Annotated in this window: 16 protein-coding genes; 15 read left to right on the plus strand and 1 reads right to left on the minus strand. The window is 30.6% G+C overall.

Going from position 1 to position 19,965, the window contains the following annotated elements:
- The first annotated feature begins 190 nt into the window (after positions 1 to 190).
- The 9 genes from RDK80_RS06060 to RDK80_RS06100 all read left to right on the plus strand — a co-directional run bounded on the left by RDK80_RS06060 (position 191) and on the right by RDK80_RS06100 (position 10,217).
- Positions 191 to 1,012, plus strand: coding sequence for a TnsA endonuclease C-terminal domain-containing protein (locus RDK80_RS06060; protein WP_308523752.1), 822 nt, complete (start codon positions 191 to 193; stop codon positions 1,010 to 1,012).
- Positions 996 to 3,059, plus strand: a complete 2,064-nt coding sequence (locus RDK80_RS06065; RefSeq protein ID WP_308523753.1) for a Mu transposase C-terminal domain-containing protein — start codon at positions 996 to 998, stop codon at positions 3,057 to 3,059. The genes RDK80_RS06060 and RDK80_RS06065 overlap by 17 nt, the downstream gene beginning before the upstream one ends.
- A complete protein-coding gene (locus RDK80_RS06070; RefSeq protein WP_308523754.1) occupies positions 3,040 to 4,425 on the plus strand; it encodes an ATP-binding protein in 1,386 nt (461 codons plus the stop codon). Before RDK80_RS06065 ends, RDK80_RS06070 begins: the two co-directional genes overlap by 20 nt.
- On the plus strand, positions 4,422 to 5,687 hold the full coding sequence (locus RDK80_RS06075) for a TnsD family Tn7-like transposition protein (RefSeq protein WP_308523755.1): 1,266 nt from the start codon (positions 4,422 to 4,424) through the stop codon (positions 5,685 to 5,687). The genes RDK80_RS06070 and RDK80_RS06075 overlap by 4 nt, the downstream gene beginning before the upstream one ends.
- Before the next feature lie 403 nt (positions 5,688 to 6,090).
- The gene (locus RDK80_RS06080; protein WP_308523756.1) at positions 6,091 to 6,393 is read left to right on the plus strand and encodes a hypothetical protein; all 303 of its coding nucleotides are present in this window, start codon (positions 6,091 to 6,093) and stop codon (positions 6,391 to 6,393) included.
- Positions 6,394 to 6,411: 18 nt separating this feature from the next.
- Positions 6,412 to 6,834, plus strand: coding sequence for a hypothetical protein (locus RDK80_RS06085; protein WP_308523757.1), 423 nt, complete (start codon positions 6,412 to 6,414; stop codon positions 6,832 to 6,834).
- A 13-nt stretch (positions 6,835 to 6,847) separates the two neighbouring features.
- Positions 6,848 to 7,009 (plus strand): hypothetical protein, encoded by a 162-nt coding sequence (locus tag RDK80_RS06090; RefSeq protein WP_154440309.1) that lies wholly within the window; start codon positions 6,848 to 6,850, stop codon positions 7,007 to 7,009.
- 54 nt (positions 7,010 to 7,063) lie between these two features.
- Positions 7,064 to 7,375, plus strand: coding sequence for a hypothetical protein (locus RDK80_RS06095; RefSeq protein WP_308523758.1), 312 nt, complete (start codon positions 7,064 to 7,066; stop codon positions 7,373 to 7,375).
- Positions 7,376 to 7,547: 172 nt separating this feature from the next.
- Positions 7,548 to 10,217: a hypothetical protein gene (locus tag RDK80_RS06100; protein ID WP_308523759.1), complete on the plus strand. Its 2,670-nt coding sequence runs from the start codon at positions 7,548 to 7,550 to the stop codon at positions 10,215 to 10,217.
- Between the two features lie 41 nt (positions 10,218 to 10,258).
- Here the strand turns inward: RDK80_RS06100 and RDK80_RS06105 are convergent, their stop codons facing one another.
- Positions 10,259 to 10,933, minus strand: coding sequence for a hypothetical protein (locus tag RDK80_RS06105; protein ID WP_308523760.1), 675 nt, complete (start codon positions 10,931 to 10,933; stop codon positions 10,259 to 10,261).
- Between the two features lie 135 nt (positions 10,934 to 11,068).
- Here RDK80_RS06105 and RDK80_RS06110 point away from each other — a divergent pair, with 135 nt between their 5' ends.
- The 6 genes from RDK80_RS06110 (at position 11,069) to RDK80_RS06135 (ending at position 19,955) form a co-directional block, all read left to right on the plus strand.
- Entirely contained in the window at positions 11,069 to 11,254 is a 186-nt protein-coding gene (locus RDK80_RS06110; protein WP_308523761.1) for a hypothetical protein, read from the plus strand.
- Between the two features lie 1,476 nt (positions 11,255 to 12,730).
- On the plus strand, positions 12,731 to 13,657 hold the full coding sequence (locus RDK80_RS06115) for a ParM/StbA family protein (protein WP_308523762.1): 927 nt from the start codon (positions 12,731 to 12,733) through the stop codon (positions 13,655 to 13,657).
- A 4-nt stretch (positions 13,658 to 13,661) separates the two neighbouring features.
- Positions 13,662 to 13,937 carry a hypothetical protein gene (locus RDK80_RS06120; protein ID WP_308523763.1) on the plus strand — a complete coding sequence of 92 codons (276 nt, stop codon included), beginning with the start codon at positions 13,662 to 13,664 and terminating at the stop codon, positions 13,935 to 13,937.
- Positions 13,938 to 14,134: 197 nt separating this feature from the next.
- Positions 14,135 to 16,063, plus strand: a complete 1,929-nt coding sequence (locus tag RDK80_RS06125) for an N-6 DNA methylase (RefSeq protein WP_308523764.1) — start codon at positions 14,135 to 14,137, stop codon at positions 16,061 to 16,063.
- A gap of 5 nt (positions 16,064 to 16,068) precedes the next feature.
- Positions 16,069 to 18,663 (plus strand): N-6 DNA methylase, encoded by a 2,595-nt coding sequence (locus RDK80_RS06130; protein WP_308523765.1) that lies wholly within the window; start codon positions 16,069 to 16,071, stop codon positions 18,661 to 18,663.
- Positions 18,660 to 19,955, plus strand: coding sequence for a restriction endonuclease subunit S (locus tag RDK80_RS06135; protein ID WP_308523766.1), 1,296 nt, complete (start codon positions 18,660 to 18,662; stop codon positions 19,953 to 19,955). The genes RDK80_RS06130 and RDK80_RS06135 overlap by 4 nt, the downstream gene beginning before the upstream one ends.
- Positions 19,956 to 19,965: the final 10 nt, after the last annotated feature.

The raw sequence follows: 19,965 nt of genomic DNA on the forward strand, positions 1-19,965 counted from the left end.
ACTGGACATAGTAGAAAAAATAAAAAGTATAAAAAATAGAGTGAATTTCTAAAAAAACTTCTAATATCTATCCCTTTGTTTTTAGATAAAATAATATAATAAGAAATATTTAATAGACAATATATATTGAAATCTTTTATATTCTACGTTAACATCACATCCAAGAAGTATGAAAGAAAGGAAGATTTATATGGCGAAAAGAGATACTACTTGGACTGTGGCTAAGTATAAAAGGTTTTTATCTGAAAATCGTGGTAGTGGTGAGTTAGCCTCTTACAAGCCTTGGCTTTCAATACAAGACTTTCCGTCAAAGGGCAGGGTATCACGTGTGAAAGGCTGGAAAACTAATAGAATACATCATTTCTTTTCAGATATACAAACGAAATGTTTCTATATGTTCGAATGGGACAATGAGGTGGTAGATATTAGAGAACATTATCCACTTTTAGATTTAGTAGAGGTAGTGAAAGAGAATAAAGACATTAAACAAGAATTCTTTACTAATGAAGAGCCTCCATATATTCTTACTACTACATTCCTGCTTACTTTAAAGAATCATAAAAATGTTGCAAGGTCAGTAAAATCATCAAGCGAGTTAGAGAAAAAGTCTGTATTAGAAAGACTAGAAATAGAAAGACGATATTGGGCAGCAAAACAAGTTGATTTTGGAATAATTACTCAAAAAGAAATCCCTATTAAAATGGTAAAAAATATAGAGTGGATACATCAGAGTCTATATACCTATGAAGAAAGGGGTTTAACTAAAAATTTATTGGAGAATTATTGTAACATTCTAATTGATAAATTTAGAGACAGTAATTATTCAATAAGGAAAATAACTTCAGATTTTGATAAAGAAAATAATGTATCTGATGGCACAGGGCTATACATATTTAAATATCTTTTAGCATCAAAATTTATAACTATTGAAATGAATGAATCAATAGATATAACAAAAAGTAATCCGAAAATAATCATTGATTGGAGTGCAAGATATGCTTCCAATCAATAGTGTGATTCTATTTGAAACAAACCAATGTAAAAGATATGAACGAATTCTATACTATTATAAAGATGTAATCTATCTAATAGATATTTACGGTAATTCAATGCCTACTACAGTTTCAGAAACCTTTATTCAGAATGGATTAAATGATGGCACTATATTTGTTTTGGAAAATGAACCATATATAATAATTAAAGAAGAAGAGGATATCCTGCCTAAACATAAAGCCATAAGAGATAAGGCTTATAATGCCATTAAAGACATTGTTACTATTGAACCTGACATATACATCCCTGATAAGCGAGTGAAACTTGTTAGAGAATATGTTGATAGTATTCACGAAGCAACTGTTATGAGATATTTAAAGCGGTTTTGGCAGAGAGGTATGCATAAAAACTCCTTACTACCTGACTATTATAAATGTGGGAAGACACAAGGTGATAAAGTAATCAAGAATACTTTTATTATTACCCCAGAGACGGTAAAAATTTTCAATGCTGCTCTTAATAGATTTTATTATAATTCATCCCAGAAGACATTGACATTAACCTATGAACTTATGATTAAGGAATACTTTAGTGAAAATGGAATAGTAAATGATGATATTCCAACCCTAAGACAATTCAGATATTGGTTTAATAAGGAAAGAAATATCAAAAAGGAAGTATCAACTAGACAAAGTGCAAAGCGATATGAGTTACAACATAGGGGACTTACAGGGTCTTCTACTGAAGAAGCATTTGGTCCAGGAGCAATATTCCAAATAGATGCAACTGTGGGGGATGTATATTTAGTGTCCCAATATAATCGCAATTGGATTATAGGAAGGCCAGTTATCTATACTGTTATGGATGTATTTTCACGTTGTGTCGTAGGAATTAATATATCTTTGGAAGGACCCAGTTGGATTGGAGCAAGTATCGCCTTAATCAATGCTGCTACTGACAAAGTGTCATTTTGCAGGAAGTACGATATAGAGATTAATAATGATGAGTGGAATTATTGTAGTACTCTTCCAGAAGCAATTATAGCAGATCGAGGTGAATTAGAAGGACAAAATATAGAATCTTTAATAACAGCCTTTGGAATAAAAATTCTTAATACTAGTCCTTATAGAGGTGATATGAAAGGAATTATCGAGAGGTATTTTGATACACTAAATCAACATACAAAACCGCTTCTGCCCGGAGTAATCAAAAGCCAGTATCGTGAAAGAGGAGAGCAAGATTATAGGCTCTCAGCAACTCTTGATTTAAAACAATTTACTCAAATTATAATTAAATGTGTATTATATCACAACAATCACCACTATTTAAATAATTATACCAGAAGTGAAGATATGATTGCAGACGGAGTAGAGCCCATACCCAAGTTAATTTGGGAGTGGGGCATTGCTAATCGAACAGGACGGTTAAGAACAGTCAATGAAGATTTATTGAAACTAAATCTATTACCAAATGACAAAGCAACTGTAACACAGCACGGGATAAAATTTAAAGGTATGCTTTTTGGTTCTAAAATTTCAGTAAAGGAACGATGGTTTGAGAAGGCAAGAAACAATGGGGCTTGGAAAGTTGACATATCATATGATCCAAGAGATATGAGTTATATTTATATTAAGCACGAAGATGGTAGAAAGTTTGATAAGTGTTTTTTACTAGAACATCAGTCAAGATACAGGGAAAAAGCAATTGAAGAAATAACCTATCTACTAGAATATGAGAAGATGCAGGCTAAAGTCTCAAAGAAGGTAGAATTGCAAAATAAGATAAATTTATTAGAAGACATAGAGAATATTATAGAGCAGGCAAAAGATGATACTAAAAATGAAGTTGAAGAAGGTATAAGTAAAAAGAGGCGTATTCAGAATATCAGAGATAATCGTAATTTTGAGAAGCAACAGGAGAGAAAGCAAAATATTATCGAAATAAGACCAGAAGAGCCTAAGATAGTAGTTGAAGAAAAATCCTATGGCGATACAGAACAGGATATGGTTGAATTACTATTAAAAGCACAAAAGGAGGGAAAAGACCGTGCGGGATTTGATACATAATGCAGAGTACAAGGAGCAGATTATTTCAGAATACAAAGGAAATCCATTTATAGAAGCATTACCTGAAATTACATCTTCAAATGAAATAGTATCAAAGATAGCATATTTTCCTCCCTATGATAAAGAGGAAAGACAGTTAGATAGTCAATACAGAGCCCATCTTGTTGGGCGTTTATATGATGTCTTTCAGCCTCTAATGATACATTTAGATTTAGAAAGCAGAATAGGTAGGGTTATACGGCAAGGATATATAGGGAGAAATATATTGGATAAAGCCTATGTTTCAAACCATTATCGTAGCACCGCAGGCTCTTTCACACTTTTAGGAGTCTCAGGTATGGGGAAAACCACTGTTGTAAATAGGATATTAACAATGTATCCACAAGTTATTGTCCATAGCAAATATAAAGATAGAGAACTTTCAAGATATCAGGTAGTTTTCCTAAGACTAGAATGCTCTTACGATGGAAGCATTAAAGGATTATGCTTATCATTCTTTAATAAGATTGATGAAATACTAGAAACTGACTACTATTCAAGATTTGGCAGCGGTAAACTTTCGGTTGATAATATGCTTGTCGCTATGTCTAATATAGCCAAAAATATTTCATTAGGTCTTTTAGTAATTGATGAGATACAAAACCTTAGTAAATCCAAATCTGGAGGAGCCGATAGAATGTTGAACTTCTTCGTTACCCTAGTTAATACTATAGGATTGCCAGTATTGTTAATCGGGACTCCTGAGGCTATGGGGGTATTACAAGGAAAGTTTAGACAGGCTAGGAGGGGCTCAGGACAAGGAGATTTGGTATTTGAAAGGTTAGATAATGATATCAACTTTAAATTACTTATAAACGCAATATGGGGCTATCAATGGACTAAAAAACCTACTGCATTGACTGACGAACTGATAGATACTCTATATGACCAATCCCAAGGAATAATTGATATAACAGTAAAACTTTATGTCCTTGCTCAAACAAAAGCAATTTCAAGTGGAAAAGAGACTATAACCCCTGAATTAATCAAACAAGTGGCTGACGAAAGTTTAAGGTTAGTAAAACCAATGTTAAATGCTCTTCGTACAGGGAATGTAAGGGAGATGGCAAAATATCCTGACATATACACTGGAAATATTGATTTGAATTATGAGGAGTCGCCTAAAGATAAATTTGTAATACCCACTACTCCTAAACCATCTGAAGTAGAAAGTGATGAAAAGCCAGTAAAAATTAAAACAAAGAAGATACCTCCAAGTGCAGAAAATGATATTAGAGTTATAGTACAAAATGATGTAGGAAAAGGATTAACTACCTATGAGATATTAAAAAATTACGGATTAATTAAAGGATTTGAAGTTGTATGATGACATTTTTTCCTACACCGTACCGAGATGAGATACTATATAGTGTTTTTGCTAGATATCACGATAAAAGTCCAAACTTTAATGGTAGTGAAACTGCAAGAGATCTATTTAATGTAAATCGTATAGTGTGTAGTCTGGAGTTCCCAACACTATTGGCTAATTTGCTCCAAAATATGCCCTTAAATAGTCCTTATGATGCAGACAGGCTAATAGTCGAACATACACTATTTCCGTTTTATACAGCCTTTTTAAGGCTCGAGGATAGGAGTATAATAAGACAGTATATGTTATATGGAGATGTTGAGATATATAATAAAATTACAAGTATTATAAACCCATTGGCTGAAAATAAATTCTTAAGATTTTGCCCAAAATGTAATGAAGAAGATTTAGAGAGATATGGCGAATTATATTGGCATAGGATTCACCAGATGAGAGGTATCTATATTTGTCCCATTCATAAAACACCTATTTATTCTAGTGGTGTATCATTTGAAGAGAATAAATATAGATACGTAGCAGCAACTGAGAAAAACTGCATTGTTGAAAGTGAGATTGTGTATGAACCTAAAATCTATGAGAAATTACTGCTCATTGCAGAGGATATGCAATGGATTTTGAATAATCCTGAAATTAAAACAAACATAAAGGAGCAGTATCTTGATCAGTTAAAGATATTAGAGTATGCTACAGTGAATGGAGGTATACGCCAGAAAAATCTTATTACTGATTTTGAAGCCTTTTGGAGTGATGATATACTTCAAATGACACAAAATACAATCACTAAAACTAATAATTGTAATTGGCTTTTTAAGATGGGATGGGACAAGGCAACTATAGAAGATCCATTAAAGCATATATTATTTATGAGGTTTTTAGGTCTAACTCCAGATGTACTATTTAACCATAATATAGAGTATCTTCCTTTTGGTAAAGGACCATATCCTTGTTTAAATCCTGTTTGTGTGCAATATGAAAATGAAGTAATTGGGAATGTAGAAATTAGGAATAGTTATAAAACTAAAAGTCCAATTGGATATTTTACTTGTCCAGAATGTGGTTTTTCTTATTTAAGACGTGGTCCAGATAAGAAAATAGAAGATAGATATAGGTATTCAAGGATTGTGGATTACGGGGATTATTGGAGAGAAGAATTAATTCGATTATTAAAATATAATAGCGTGCCAAAGGTTGCAAAGATAATGGGGACAACACATACTACAGTTTATGATTATATAAGGCGATTGGGAGTTAAAAAGTAATTGAAGCATTGATTTGACAAATATCTCAAAAAATATTGATATAAATATTTGACAAATGAAAAATGTTGAGTTAATATTTAAGCATAAAAAACTAGAGATTTCATAATTAATGATTTATTTGTCAATAGGTTGATAAATATCTTTATAAGATATGTAACTAAACTGTAATGTTACTTAGCAAGAAATTGTGGTAATATATATATATAATATACAAAGCAAAATATTTTTTTATCGATTAGGTACAGACAATTAAATAATTAATAAATAAAGAATTCTAACAGAGCAAAATTTATTCAGTGTTATTTGACACTGGTGTTTTGCTCTGTTTTTGTTTTCTTAAAAGGAGGTGTAACCTAGTATGAAAATAAAAATGTTGTGACTGTTTGGAAAGGAGGTTGAATAAATGGCAATTATTTATGCTAATGAAAAAACAGGGGTCATAGCAAGAGCATCAGATTTAACTGGTATTAAAGAATTAGCAGAAGATCTTGGTTTTAAGATACTGATTAATAATTATAGGTCTTTCTTCTATGGGATCTATAGAAGATTCAATTCTGAAACAAAAAAATATGAATTCAGAAAAGTATCTAAAATTAACGAGGAGAAAGAACAAGTGCTCTTAAAGGAAGGATTTGAAAAGATAAAAGATGCTTATAGTAATCAAATTCCAAAGGAATTCTTATGGAATACCCATATTAGAAAATAGAATCTAAGGAGGAGTTAAATGTCTAGCAAGGTTTATGAGTATGTAAAAAAAGAAATTAAGATGTTTAATTTTCAAAGTGGACAATCTTGGATGAATGAAGAAAAAATTATTAAAGTATTAGGAAAGAAGTTCACAAACCAAGATTTATATGAAGTATTAATGTGGAGATTTGTAGTTGAGGAAAATAAAATAATTGCATATGATTTGGAAAACAGAAAGAGAATCATTTGTAATATAACAGATTATGACACATTAGAGGGTGTAAGAGAAGACTTTATTTCAATCGCAGGATGCTACTTATGGGGTGTTTTTTATGATGAACAAAATCGCCCAAGGCTAGAACTATATTTAGATGAGATACACAAGGAATCAGGATTACTGGATTTTATATTTGCTTTGCTGCAGACAAGTGTAGAGTCTTATTTAAGAAGTAGAATTTAAAGGAGGTAAATAAATGGAGGAAAACAGATTCATTTTAAAAGATATTGATTACGATGAAGAGATAGCAAAAATGAATTTACAGAAAATAAGAAATTTAAGTGACTCTCCATATGAATACACTACATCCGAAGATTTTTGCTATGAATATGGCTACTTCTTTGATTTTTATGAATGAAAATATTAATTAATATGTATTAGTTTGTGTTGTTTTTCGAAAGGAGTGTTTTTAATGAGAAAAATAATTAATAAGAAAGTGTATGACACTGAAACTGCTGAATTTGTGGCTGAATACCATAATGGTTATTTCAGAAGCAATTTTCGTTATGAATATGAAGGGCTATATAAATCAAAAAAGGGGCAATTTTTCATTCACGGTATTGGGGGAGCATTGTCAAAGTACAGTGAGTCATATGGGAATGGTAGAACAGGGATAGAAACAATAGTTTTGTTAACTAAAGGAGAAGCCCTTGAATGGTTATCAAAACATAATAAATTAGCAGAAATTGAGAAATATTTTTCTGATATTATTCAAGAAGGATAAGTACTAATCACAAATATTAAAGATTATAAATCATTATAACAGGGCAAAAAATGAAATATCAATAGTATGTAACATAATACCAAGAAAGCATTCTAATAAAGCATAAAGAAAAAAATAATTATAGTATTCTAACATAGCAAGCCCTTTGTTTTTAAACAAAGGAGGGCGTGCAATGAAAGTTAGGATATCATTAGATACACAAACTTTTAATAAGAAACCAACAAAATTAGAAACGGCTAATATATCAAATCGAATAGCCAAATGTATTGAAGAGTTAGAGATTAGCAAATTTGCAGACTATGTTGTTCAACCATTTGGAAGAAGTTTTTCAGGTGCTATATTCAATAATGGTATAAGAAGCAACACTTCTTGGACCTGTCAACAAGTATTTGCTTTAGATATAGATAATGGAATTTCTGTGGAAGAGTTATTAGAAAGGTGTAACCAGTATAATCTATTTCCTAGTTTTATATATACAACATTTAGTTCTAAAAATAACGATAAATTCAGGGTAGTATTCGTACTAAATGAAATCATTTATGATATAAGAGTGAGGAATTTTATACAAAAAGCATTGATGAAAATATTTCCTGAGACTGATCCTATGACAAGAGATGCAGCAAGAATGATGTTTGGAGGTAAGAAGATTGTTTACAGGGGTTATGATAATGTAATAACAGTACCAAATTTGTACCTCGCAGTGTGTACTGCCATTAGAAATAGTTCAAATCCTAGTAGAGATATGAATTTATTCTGTAAGTCTGTGGGAATAAACATTCTAAACGGTTATCCAAGGATTTCAATATTTAATGATGAAAAAGATATGACTAAGTATGAAGAGGGAGAAAATGTTTATAATTCTATGACTAAAAAAAAGGCGGATCCCTTTAATAATAGTAGTAAATGTGTGAAAAATAGTCATTGGAATTATATTATTTACTTTAGCAAAGGTAATACGGAAGATTACTATTTTACAATAGAAAATGAATTTGATTTTAAATTTGACATAGATAAAACTAAAGAGAAGAGATCTATAATAAGGGATTACTCTTTTGAAGATTTATATGATAATTGTAGATTATATCGGGAAGCAATTGTAGGAAAGTATTGGTTGTATCATAATGAGATGTTTGGATTAATGACTAATCTTCTACAAATTGATGGAGGTTCTGCTAAAGTAAAGGAGATTATAAATAGTAGGACAGAGTATTCAAGCAAAATAGATAGTTGGAATGCGATGAAAAATCAAATTATAAAGGCAGATTATGCACCTTGTCATTGTGATAACTTTTGTCCTTTTAAAGACGAGTGTATTCATAGTTATAATTTAATTTTTCAAGGGAAATTGTTTCGTGGTATGATTATGGTTATGGGAGAAAGAAAAACAAAATCTCTTCAACAGGCAAAAGAAGAGTTAGAAGATACTTTTAATCATATAATAGATAGTGATGAAAAAGGTATTTTTATAATTAAGGCTCCGACAGGAATTGGAAAAACTGAATTATATATTAATGCCTGTAACGATAGAAATCTAACAATTGCGGTACCTACTCACAAACTAAAAGATGAAGTTAGTCAAAGATTATATGAAAAAGGCGTACAACACTATGTGACTCCAGAATTACCAGAACTAAGTAGAGATGACAAAATAAAAATTGAGAGACTCTATAATACAGGATCATATAAAGCAGCGAATATATATCTTAAAAATTTGGCTAGAGATAATGAAGAAATTAAAGAATACTTAAGAAAATTAAAGAAATCTCAAGATATTAAGAATCAGACTATAATAACCACACATCAGAAATTATTATCGTACAAGGATTTTAATGATACAGTTATAATAGATGAAGATATTATTCTTAATGCTATGTTTCCTATGGATAAAATGTTAATAGGAGAATTTGCACTGATTTATGCTAAAATAGCAGGAGTATCTAAGATTGATGCTGCCAAAAAGACAGTGTTAAACATATTGAACGAAATTAATAATGCTCCAGAGGGAATTATTCAAGAAACACCCTCATATTTTATGTGGTTTGCCAAAGAAATTGAAGATATTATTGTTAATGATAGTGGCATAAAAACAAATGTTTTAGGCTTTTTAAATTCCAGTTGTTATGTGAAAACTAGAAGTTATAAAAATACAGAATATATATTTTTTATTAATAAACGTAATTTGCCATTAAATAAAAAAATAATTATCCTAAGTGCTACTATAAATGAAAATATAGCAAAGCAAGTATTTGGAACTAATATAAACTTTTATGATATTGGGGAAGTGAAACAAGAAGGTCAAATATTACAAATAACCAATAAAAGTTTTAGCAGATACTCAATCAATAGAGACTATGATGCAATGCAAAATCTTGCTGTGGAGTTAATAAATCAGCATAATCCTAATAGTTATGTTATAACCTATAAGGGAATATTTGATGATATAAGTGATCCGGATTGGAATTTTTTTAATACTGCTGGACGAGATGAACTTTCTGGTAAAAATATATCAATTATAGGTACTCCACATATAAACCCCTTACGATACTTTCTATTTAGCAGTGCATTAGGATATAAAGTAAGAATTGATGACTGTATTATGTCTTACCAGCCTGTAAGTAGGAGAAATTATAGATTTTATTTTCAAACCTACAGTAACAATGATATGTTGAGGGAAATCCAATTCTATATGATAGAATCAGAGTTAGTACAAACCGTGGGAAGGGCTAGAACATTAAGAAATAACTGTAAGGTTTTAGTGTTAAGTAATTATCCTGTTCCGGGGGCTGAGTTTATTCATATACCTAATAACGAGTTAAAGACATATAAAGAAGGTAATAAATAATTTTAATATGTAATAAATAGACAGGCTGCCACCTGTCTGTTTTATTGCATAGCATTAACAGGGTGAAATTCCAAGACAAGTTCTTCTAGGAAATCTAATGCTCTAAACCACATATCAAGCAATTTTTTATGAGTATTCTCATTTAACTGTGTCTCATTAGTTAATTTTTGCTCTGTAATCTCTTTGTGTAATTGGTCTATTGTTAAGCGTTCTTCTTCTATAATCTTTAAGGCACGGCGATTTTCAATATACGGTTGAACCAAATTGAACTTCTTTTCACAATATGCATCAATAGATTTTATATAATAGTGAAGACTGCAGTAGAACCATCCAGAGATGATTATATTGATATAGTTAACTCTTTTTCCGTCATCATCTAATATAACTTTTAGTAATTCTATCGCCCATTGAATTGATTCGTTTATGAAATCAAGATCATTTTTTTCTATTATTCCATCTTTTAATACCGACTTTAATATATTACGGCTATAGTTTAATTTTTGATAATGTAGTTGTAAAAATTCAACCCAAAGCATACGCTCTTCTGAAAATAACTTCTCATTTCTATCAAATTCTAAGACAATATCCTCCAGTGATGCTAGTAAACAGAAGCACATTTTACGTAAATGATATTCCTTAGATTTGAGCAAATCTAAAGTAAAATTTTCAACATTAATATAATCTTTTATATCGGTAATATCAATTGGAAATCCCATAGGATGAAAACCGCCTCCTTTGTTGTATTATGCGTTACATCATAACATTTTAGAATTAGGATATCAAGTTTAACATATGGCCCTGAAAATGTAACTAGAAGATGGTATACTAAAGTAAAAAATGGAGGGATTCTATTGAAAATAAAAATAATATTAATATTGTTAATGTTTGTGGCAGGGATAGTAGGTGGCGTAGCAGGAGTAATAGAACTATTTGAGATATTAGAAGGGAAGAAGGCGTTCTTTACATTAGGGCTAATCTTAGTATTATTCTTATTTCCAACATTAAAATGTTGGATGAACTTAGGAAAACATAATTGAGGGGCTGCGTATTCGTCTAGATCTTGATATAATTAATATAGTAGTTACTGACATTCCTTTCTTTTGTTTAATATAGATTTGGAGAACCACTGTGAACTTTGTAGTGATGCCTTGTGCAGATATTCCGAAAGTTACATAGTGGTTTTTATATTTAATAACAGATAATAACTGTTACTAATAAATAATAATGGTTGTTAATGATTATTAAAATATATAATCAATAATAACTAGTAATAACAGTTATTAATAGATTATCAAAGAGTTAAACAATAAAGGCTTAACTTCTTCACAAGACATTTATCAAGATTTAATATCTATTATTAACTATTAGGAACAGTTAGCAATAATTAATAATAGATAATAAATATTATTATTGGTTATTAAGACAAAGATATTATTAAAGTGCTATATTGAAAAAAGAGAAATGCTGTATTTTTTTCGTTAGTAAAGAATAATCAATGAAAGAAATAGAAATAAAATGAATTAATTAGATATGATAGCGAAAAGAAGCAAATATAGTATTTATTCATTAAAAATAGCATTAATCAGTTTAATTTCACAAATAATCAGTTTCATATTATTATTAAATTTTCGATAAAAAGTAAAAAAGCATTCAGTATTTAATGGAATATGTATAAATTTTTCGTGATAATATAGAAGATTTTACTAAAATCATTTTTTTCATTTATTTCGTCACGAAAAAAATACCTACTAAAGGACTCATAATAGCAAAAAAAATAAAAAAAAAGAATTAAATAGGAAAATATATGGATATGCATAACATTTAATCATAATGAGTGTATATCGCAATATTTGAAGTTATTTCAGGTATTTTGGGATAAATGCATAAAAAATAAATATGATATTAGAATTCTGAAAAAGCAGGAGTTTAAGTTGATTTGTTTAAGAGATAAGTATGGATTATACACTTATGATAGAGGGTTTATGGAGTTATTTAAGGTTATAAATATCCATAATCTCTTTTCCATACAGATAGCATAATCTAGAGACAAATTAACTAGGGGGTGTTACTATAGTATAAATTATAGCATTATTTATTGCAGTGGTTTGAGTGGTGCAAATCATTTGCAGAATTAAGTCTGTCGGTAGTTATAATCAAAGTAGTGTCATATGTGAAGTCCCTTTAATATTAGTATTAAGCCGGCTTTTTAGCCGGCTACATACTTTTTTAGGGAAATAATCTATAGTAATAGTGTCATTCAATAACCTAAAATACTGAAGGAAGATTATTTTAAATAAACAAGGAGTATAAGTAGTTTTGTTGAATAAGTAAATGTAAATAAATTACTCAAGAAAGATAGAGGAACATAAAGGATATTAATCCATATTATGATTCCTCTTTTTATTTTCAAAATAGAAAGAAGGGATGATAACTTATTTAGGTTCTAAAATGTTCTATCAAAAATTAATCAGGTTCCATTAGGAACTAAAAACAAATGAAAGGGGATTTTACAAATGGAAGAAAGCAATAACATTATTATTGGTATTGATCACGGAAACAAAGCAATTAAAAATATTATTACCCAATACAATAGCGGATTTGTTGAATCAAATACTGCTCCAATTGTTAAACAACAGTTAACAGAATATGATGGAAAGTTTTATTCTATTGCTTCTGATAGATTTCCATTGATGATCAACAAGACTGTTAATGATAAATTCTTTATTCTATCATTGCCATCTATAGCACAAGTTTTAGAAGGGGTTTATAAAGGTAGTAATACGGCAGATATTATACTTGCTGTAGGTTTGCCAATTATACATTACTCTTCTAATAAAGAGCAGTTCAAGAATTACTTTATAAGGAATAATATTGAGTTTACTTATAATGGAAGTCCTTATAAAGTAAATATTAAAGATGCTTATGTATGGGCTCAAGGGTATGCTGGTTTAATGCCCTATTTCAATCAGTATAAAGGTATTTCAAGAATAAACCTCATTGACATCGGCGGTTATTCTGTGGATGCTTTTGTTGTTGAAAAAGGTATCTTAAATATTAAGTCTTGCATAAGTCTTACCTCTGGAGTAGTATATCTGTTCAATGATATAAAGCAAGAGGTGTTAACTTTGGGGATGGAGATACAGGAGGCACAGATTGAGGAGATTTTGATGGGAAGCAATACTTGTTTTATCGATAAAGATTTGAAGGACTTGGTTTGTAGGAAGGCTAAGATATTTACAGAAGAGTTGATAGATAAGTTAAAGGAGCACGGATTTGAAATGAAGATTAATCCAAATATCTTTATGGGAGGAGGTTCATTATTATTAAAGGAATTTATAGAAGATAGAGATAAGTTAATGTATATTGAGTTTTTGGATCAATTTTCTAATGTCCGTGGATATGAGGCACTTACAAGGCAAAGTGTAGAAAAAGGAAGGTGAAGTTGTGAGTTATAAACGTATAAACCTTTCTTTCGATTTAAGAAGAGATCGAGATATGCAAGCATATGCAATACTATCTTCAAAAAAACACAAGACAGATTATGTAGTAGATTTACTGCTTAACAATGAAGGAATAGTTAATCAGAATATTAGTAAAGAAGTAATTAAGCAGGCATTGAGGGAAGTTCTAGGAGAAATGAATATAACTATAGATGAAAATAAGAAAGATAGGGATGAAGACATACCAGAGGAGGTTTTTGATATATTTAAGCAAATCTGATAACTAAAAGGTAAAATGCTATCACTGATAGTGTTTTGCCTTTTAGTTTTTTAGTAGCAGATTACCAAAGATATAATTAGGTATTTACAAAACCTAAATTAATATGATATTATTATTATGCTAAATTGAATATATTTTTTTAAAGTTTTTAAAATAGGTATTACAAATACCTAAAGAAGGGAGTATCTAAAGACTTAATGAACAATTTAGATGAAAACCTATATAGACTTACATTGCAATTGAATGATGATTTTAAAGGTATCATTAACTCTGAAGATGGACTGCTACTTGATTTAGGTTTATTTACTATAGTTTGGTTAGATAAAACTAAAAAAAATTACGGCTGGATTATACCTGATATTCGTAAATTTAAAAATAAAGATAGGGTATCTATTGATTTTTCCCAAGAGTTGATGATGGTAGGACAGGATATAGAAAAAATGAATCCTAAATTTAATGGTATCTTTTCTGAACTCTGCTTTAGTAAAATATATAAAGTTTCTGAAAAGACTTGTTGGAGTCATTTCCAAAAATATTTTAGAGAAGTTTCAGCGATAGATTGTGTCCAAGATACTATAGGAGCCTTCATACAAAGGGTTATGGAGATTTTATTAAGAAAAGATGGAGAACAATTTACCCCTAATAGTATAAGAAGCATTATGGCTAAACTTCTTAATATAGAAGATAATGCTAAAATAGCAGATCCTTTTTTAGGCATTGGAAGTAACTTAATAGAAGTACATAAAAGTGCCACAGAATTAGATTTTAATATAAATAGCATACAGTTCTATGGTCAGGAGAAAAATAGTAAGATTTATTTATTAGCCAAGTTAAATTTTCTATTAAGTGGTGTAAGAAATTTTGATATTAGATTAGGTGACTCTATAAGAAAGCCAGAGTTCATACAAGGAAACACAATGTTGAAAGTAGATTATATACTTTCTGATATACCATTTGGGTTACGCTCTTGGGGATATGAGGAGGCAATGCACGATTCGTATAGCAGATTTAAATATGGCGTGCCAAGCAAGAGTTTAGTAGAGTGGGTTATAATACAGCATATAGTAGCCTCTTTAAAGGATGATGGCAAGGCGGTTGTAACCATTCCTAAAGGACCACTATTTAGAGCAAATGAATACAAAATAAGACAGGGATTTGTGGAAGATGATTTGATTGAATGTATAATTGAACTTCCGGATAATCTTTATGCAACTACTAATATCCCTGTCAATATAGTTGTTTTTAATAAAGATAAACCGTTAAGTAGAAAAGAGAAAATATTACTAATTGATGCAAGTCGAATTGAAGTAAAAAAAGAAAAAGGTCAAAAAGTATTTAGTGAGGAGCAATTAGAATATATTGCCGATATATACCACAGGGGTTTATGTATGGAAGATATTAGTCGGTTCATTATTTGTGATACTGTAAGAAAACACGGATACAACCTGAATTTAATTGAGAATCTCAGATTAGAGGATTTAAAAGATAGATTAACTAATATGATTGAACTGAGAGATGTAGCAGAAAAAATTTTTAGGGGAGTACAGATACCTAAAACTACTTTTGAGCGTGCTAAGAATGGAAAAGATAAGAGTCATTATGTTTTAAACCTGAGTGATATTAACGAGGTTGGGATTACTTTAGACAATAATTCATTGGTAGAACCTCAGCAGCGATGGATAAAAAACTATGAACTTAAACAAGGAGATGTTATCCTATCAGCAAGGGGAACTGTTATAAAGTCTGCAGTAGTTGAAGGAGATTTACCGCCAATTATTGCATCAGGTAATCTTGTAGTTATAAGGTTAAAAAAGAATAAATATAATTCCTATCTACTTAAATTTTACTTAGATAGTCCTTTAGGAAAGACGTTTTTGGAAGGATTACAAACTGGAACATCTGTAAATGTAATAAATTCAAGGAATTTAGAAGGATTAATGATTCCGAAAGTTGATATTCAGGAGCAGGCAAGTTTGGCCCAACGCATTATTGAAAATGAAGAAACCTATAAGGAAGCAATAAGAAAAGCAGAACAACAAAGGGAAACTGCTATACAAAACTTATATCAAGAATTAGGAATAATAAACCAGCAGGTTCAAAATGACACGAAAATATGGAGGAGTTAGTGTATATGGGACAAAGATTAACCTTAGCAAAATTAGAAAGGCTTTTGTTAGAAGCCTGTGATATATTAAGAGGAAAAATGGACGCCAGTGAGTACAAAGAATTTATATTTGGTATGATTTTCCTCAAGAGACTTTCAGACCAGTTTGAAGCAGAAAGAGAAGAATTACGTGAAGATTATGAACAAAAAGGCTTACCAGAGTCATTAATTGATAAGCAACTTAAAATTAAGAATAAATATAAGTTTTTTGTACCTGAGGAAGCAAGATGGGAAAGTATACGTCACTTAAAGTCTAATGTTGGTGATGGTCTTAATAAGGCACTTTCGGCTATTGAAGATGAAAATCCAAATACCCTTGAAGATGTTTTAAAGGGAATAAACTTCAATCGCAAGATTGGTAAAAGGACATTAGACGATACTGTGCTAGTTGATTTTATTCAGCACTTTGATACTATCCCTATGAGAAATGAGGACTTTGAGTTTCCAGACCTTTTAGGATCAGCCTATGAATATCTAATAAAATATTTTGCTGATAGTTCTGGTAAAAAGGGAGGAGAATTTTATACTCCTTCTGAGGTTGTTAGGTTGCTTGTAAATATTATTGAACCTCAGCAACATATGACCGTATATGATCCAACTGTAGGCAGTGGAGGTATGTTAATCCAATCTAAGCAGTATGTTGAAGAGATGGGTGGAGACTCAAGGGATTTGGGATTGTACGGTCAAGAAGACAATGGTGGAACTTGGGCTATTTGTAAGATGAATATGATACTTCACGGGGTTGTTACAGCAGATATTCGTAATGGTGACACTTTAAAAAATCCAATGCACCTTGATGCAGGTGGAGAATTAAAAAAATTTAGCAGAGTCATTGCAAACCCACCCTTTTCTCAAAACTATAGCAAGAGGGATATGAAATTTAAGGAGAGGTTCAGGTTTGGATTCTGTCCGGAAAACGGAAAGAAAGCAGATTTGATGTTTGTTCAACATATGATTGCAAGTTTAAGGGAAGATGGAAAGATGGCCACTATAATGCCTCACGGGGTATTATTCCGTGGTGGAGAAGAGAAGAAAATCCGTGAGGGGATTATTAAAGAGGGGATTTTAGAAGCAGTTATAGGATTACCGCCTAATCTTTTCTATGGTACAGGTATCCCGGCTTGTGTTCTTGTTATCAATAAAGTGGGAGCCAAAGAGAGAAAAGAAGTTCTTTTCATGAATGCTGATAGGGAATATAGAGAAGGAAAAAATCAAAACTCCTTGCGTCCTGAAGACTTGCAGAAGATTATCCACGTATATAGAAATAAAATGCAAGTTCCAAAGTATTCAAGGCTTGTTCCTATAGCAGATTTAGCGAAGGAAGGATATAATTTAAATATACGTAGGTATGTAGATAATTCACCAGAACCTGAACCCCACGATGTAAGGGCTCATTTGTTCGGTGGAATACCTAAAAAAGAAGTACATATTAAGGAAGAAGTATTTACTGCCCACGGATTGGATATATCCCTAATATTTTATGAAAAGGATAAGGGTTATTATTTGTTTAAGGATGAAATAGAAGATAAAGAACAGATAAAGGAAATTATTCAAAAGTCTGATGGTGTAGTGTATAAAGAGAAAGAAATGATATACAAACTTGAAAAATGGTGGGATAAGAGTAAAGAAAGACTTATTAACCTGCCTATTACAAAGGATGTTTTTGCATTAAGGCAGGAGTTTATTGAAACCTTTGTAATAGAGTTGTCTGAAGTTAAAATGTTAGATATGCATAAAATTGAAGGTGTGTTTGTAAGTTTTTGGCACATTGTTGCAACAGATTTGAAATCTATATCTGCTTCTGGTTGGAGTGCAGAATTAATTCCTGACGAAGAAATATTGCAAGCACAATTTCCAGAAGTTCTTGAAAAATTGAGAAATAATAAAAAGAAACTCCAAGAGTTGGAAGTATTGCTTGCTATTAATGAGGAGCCTATTGAGGAAAAAGAAGAAAGTGAAGATTTTGACCAAGATGAAGAAGTAGAAGATGATGTATTTTCAAAAGAGATGGTTTCTGAACTAAAAGAGAGAAAAAAAGAATTAAATGGACAAATAAAGGCTCTAAAGAAGAACGAATTAAAACCTTTGAAAGATACATTGAAGAAAATGAAGAAATTAACTAAGGAAGAATTAGACAATTTAGGCTACAGCATTAATGAAATAGAAGTAAGAGTTGATATAGTAGAAGGAGAGATAATTCTTTTAAATGAGGAAGTTAATAAAATAGATAAACGACTAGAAAAACATACTGCTTTAGAAAATGAAATGAAAACCCTGAGATCAGAAATTAGGGCTATTGAGAAGTCAAGGGATGAATTAGTACAACAGGCAAGAGAACGGATTATGGAAAGTGAAGCAAGAGAACTTATTATAGAGCGTTTTTACTCAATATTAGTAGAGGTATTAAAGCAATATATGAAAGAACATTTGCTAATTATAATTGATGTCGTGGATAATTTATGGGATAAATATAAGATTACCGCAAATAGTATTTTAACGGAACGAGATAAAGAGACTAATAAGTTAAATGAGTTTCTGAAAGAATTGGGGTATATTGTATGAGAGATAGTAATGTAGGAAATATAACTCACTTAGATACGAACATCCTTCCTATAGGGTGGGAATATAAGCCATTATATGAATTATGTGATATAGTCAGTGGGGGAACACCCGATAGATCGAATACTCAGTATTGGGAAGGTGGTGTTATTCCTTGGGCAACTCCTACTGATATAACCAGTGATAACAAGAGGACAATAAAGGATACCAAGGAGTATATTACAGAAGATGGGCTAAAGAATTCATCTGCTAATTTGGTACCAGCAGGTAGTTTATTAATGACTTCAAGGGCTACCATAGGAGAAATTAAGATAAATGAAGTTGAGATGTGCACGAATCAAGGGTTCAAAAATCTTGTGCCAAACGAATTAGTAGATAATTGGTTTCTATTTTATAAAATGAAATTCTATAAAAAAAAGTATGAAGCATTAGGAAGTGGTAGTACATTCTTAGAAGTAAATAAAAAGGATACTGAAAAATTTAGTATATCTATGCCAGTTGAACTTGATGAACAAAATAAAATAAGTAATGTATTATTGACTGTTGATAAGTCTATAGATAATACAGAAGAATTAATTGATAAATATAAAAGTATAAAGCAAGGATTAATGCAAGATTTGTTTAGTAGAGGGATACAACCTAATGGGGAATTGAGACCGAGTTTTGAAGAAGCATCAGAATTATACAAGGAGACAAAGTATGGTTATATCCCTAAAGAATGGGTTCTTGATACTTTTAAAGATATTAGTAGTTTGAGACAAGGCTTGCAAATACCAATATCAAGCAGATATAAGAGTGAAGGACCTAATAGATATATTTATATTACAATTCAATACTTAAACAATATTGGAAATTCCAGTTATTTAGAGTACATTGAATCACCAAATCCAAGTGTTATTTGTAAAAAAGATGATATATTGATGACAAGGACAGGAAATACAGGTCAGGTTATTTCAGGTGTAGAGGGTGTGTTTCACAATAACTTTTTCCTAGTTGATTATAATAGAGAATTAGTTAGTAAAGATTATATAATTTATTATTTAAATAGAGATAAAGTGCAAAATTATATTGCATCAAGGGCTGGAGTAACTACGATACCTGATTTGAAACACAAAGATTTTTATGATCTATTTATACCTATACCAAGTAAACAAGAGCAAGATTTAATTACTAGCAAACTTTGTGAGATAGATAATTTAATTGTTACTGAACAAGTGTATTTAAAAAAATTAGATGAAATAAAACAAGGTCTTATGCAAGATCTCCTTACTGGGAAGGTAAGAGTAAAGGTTTAGGGGGATTGAA

This window comes from uncultured Tissierella sp. (assembly GCF_902479755.1).
GTDB classification, from domain to species: domain Bacteria; phylum Bacillota; class Clostridia; order Tissierellales; family Tissierellaceae; genus Tissierella; species Tissierella carlieri.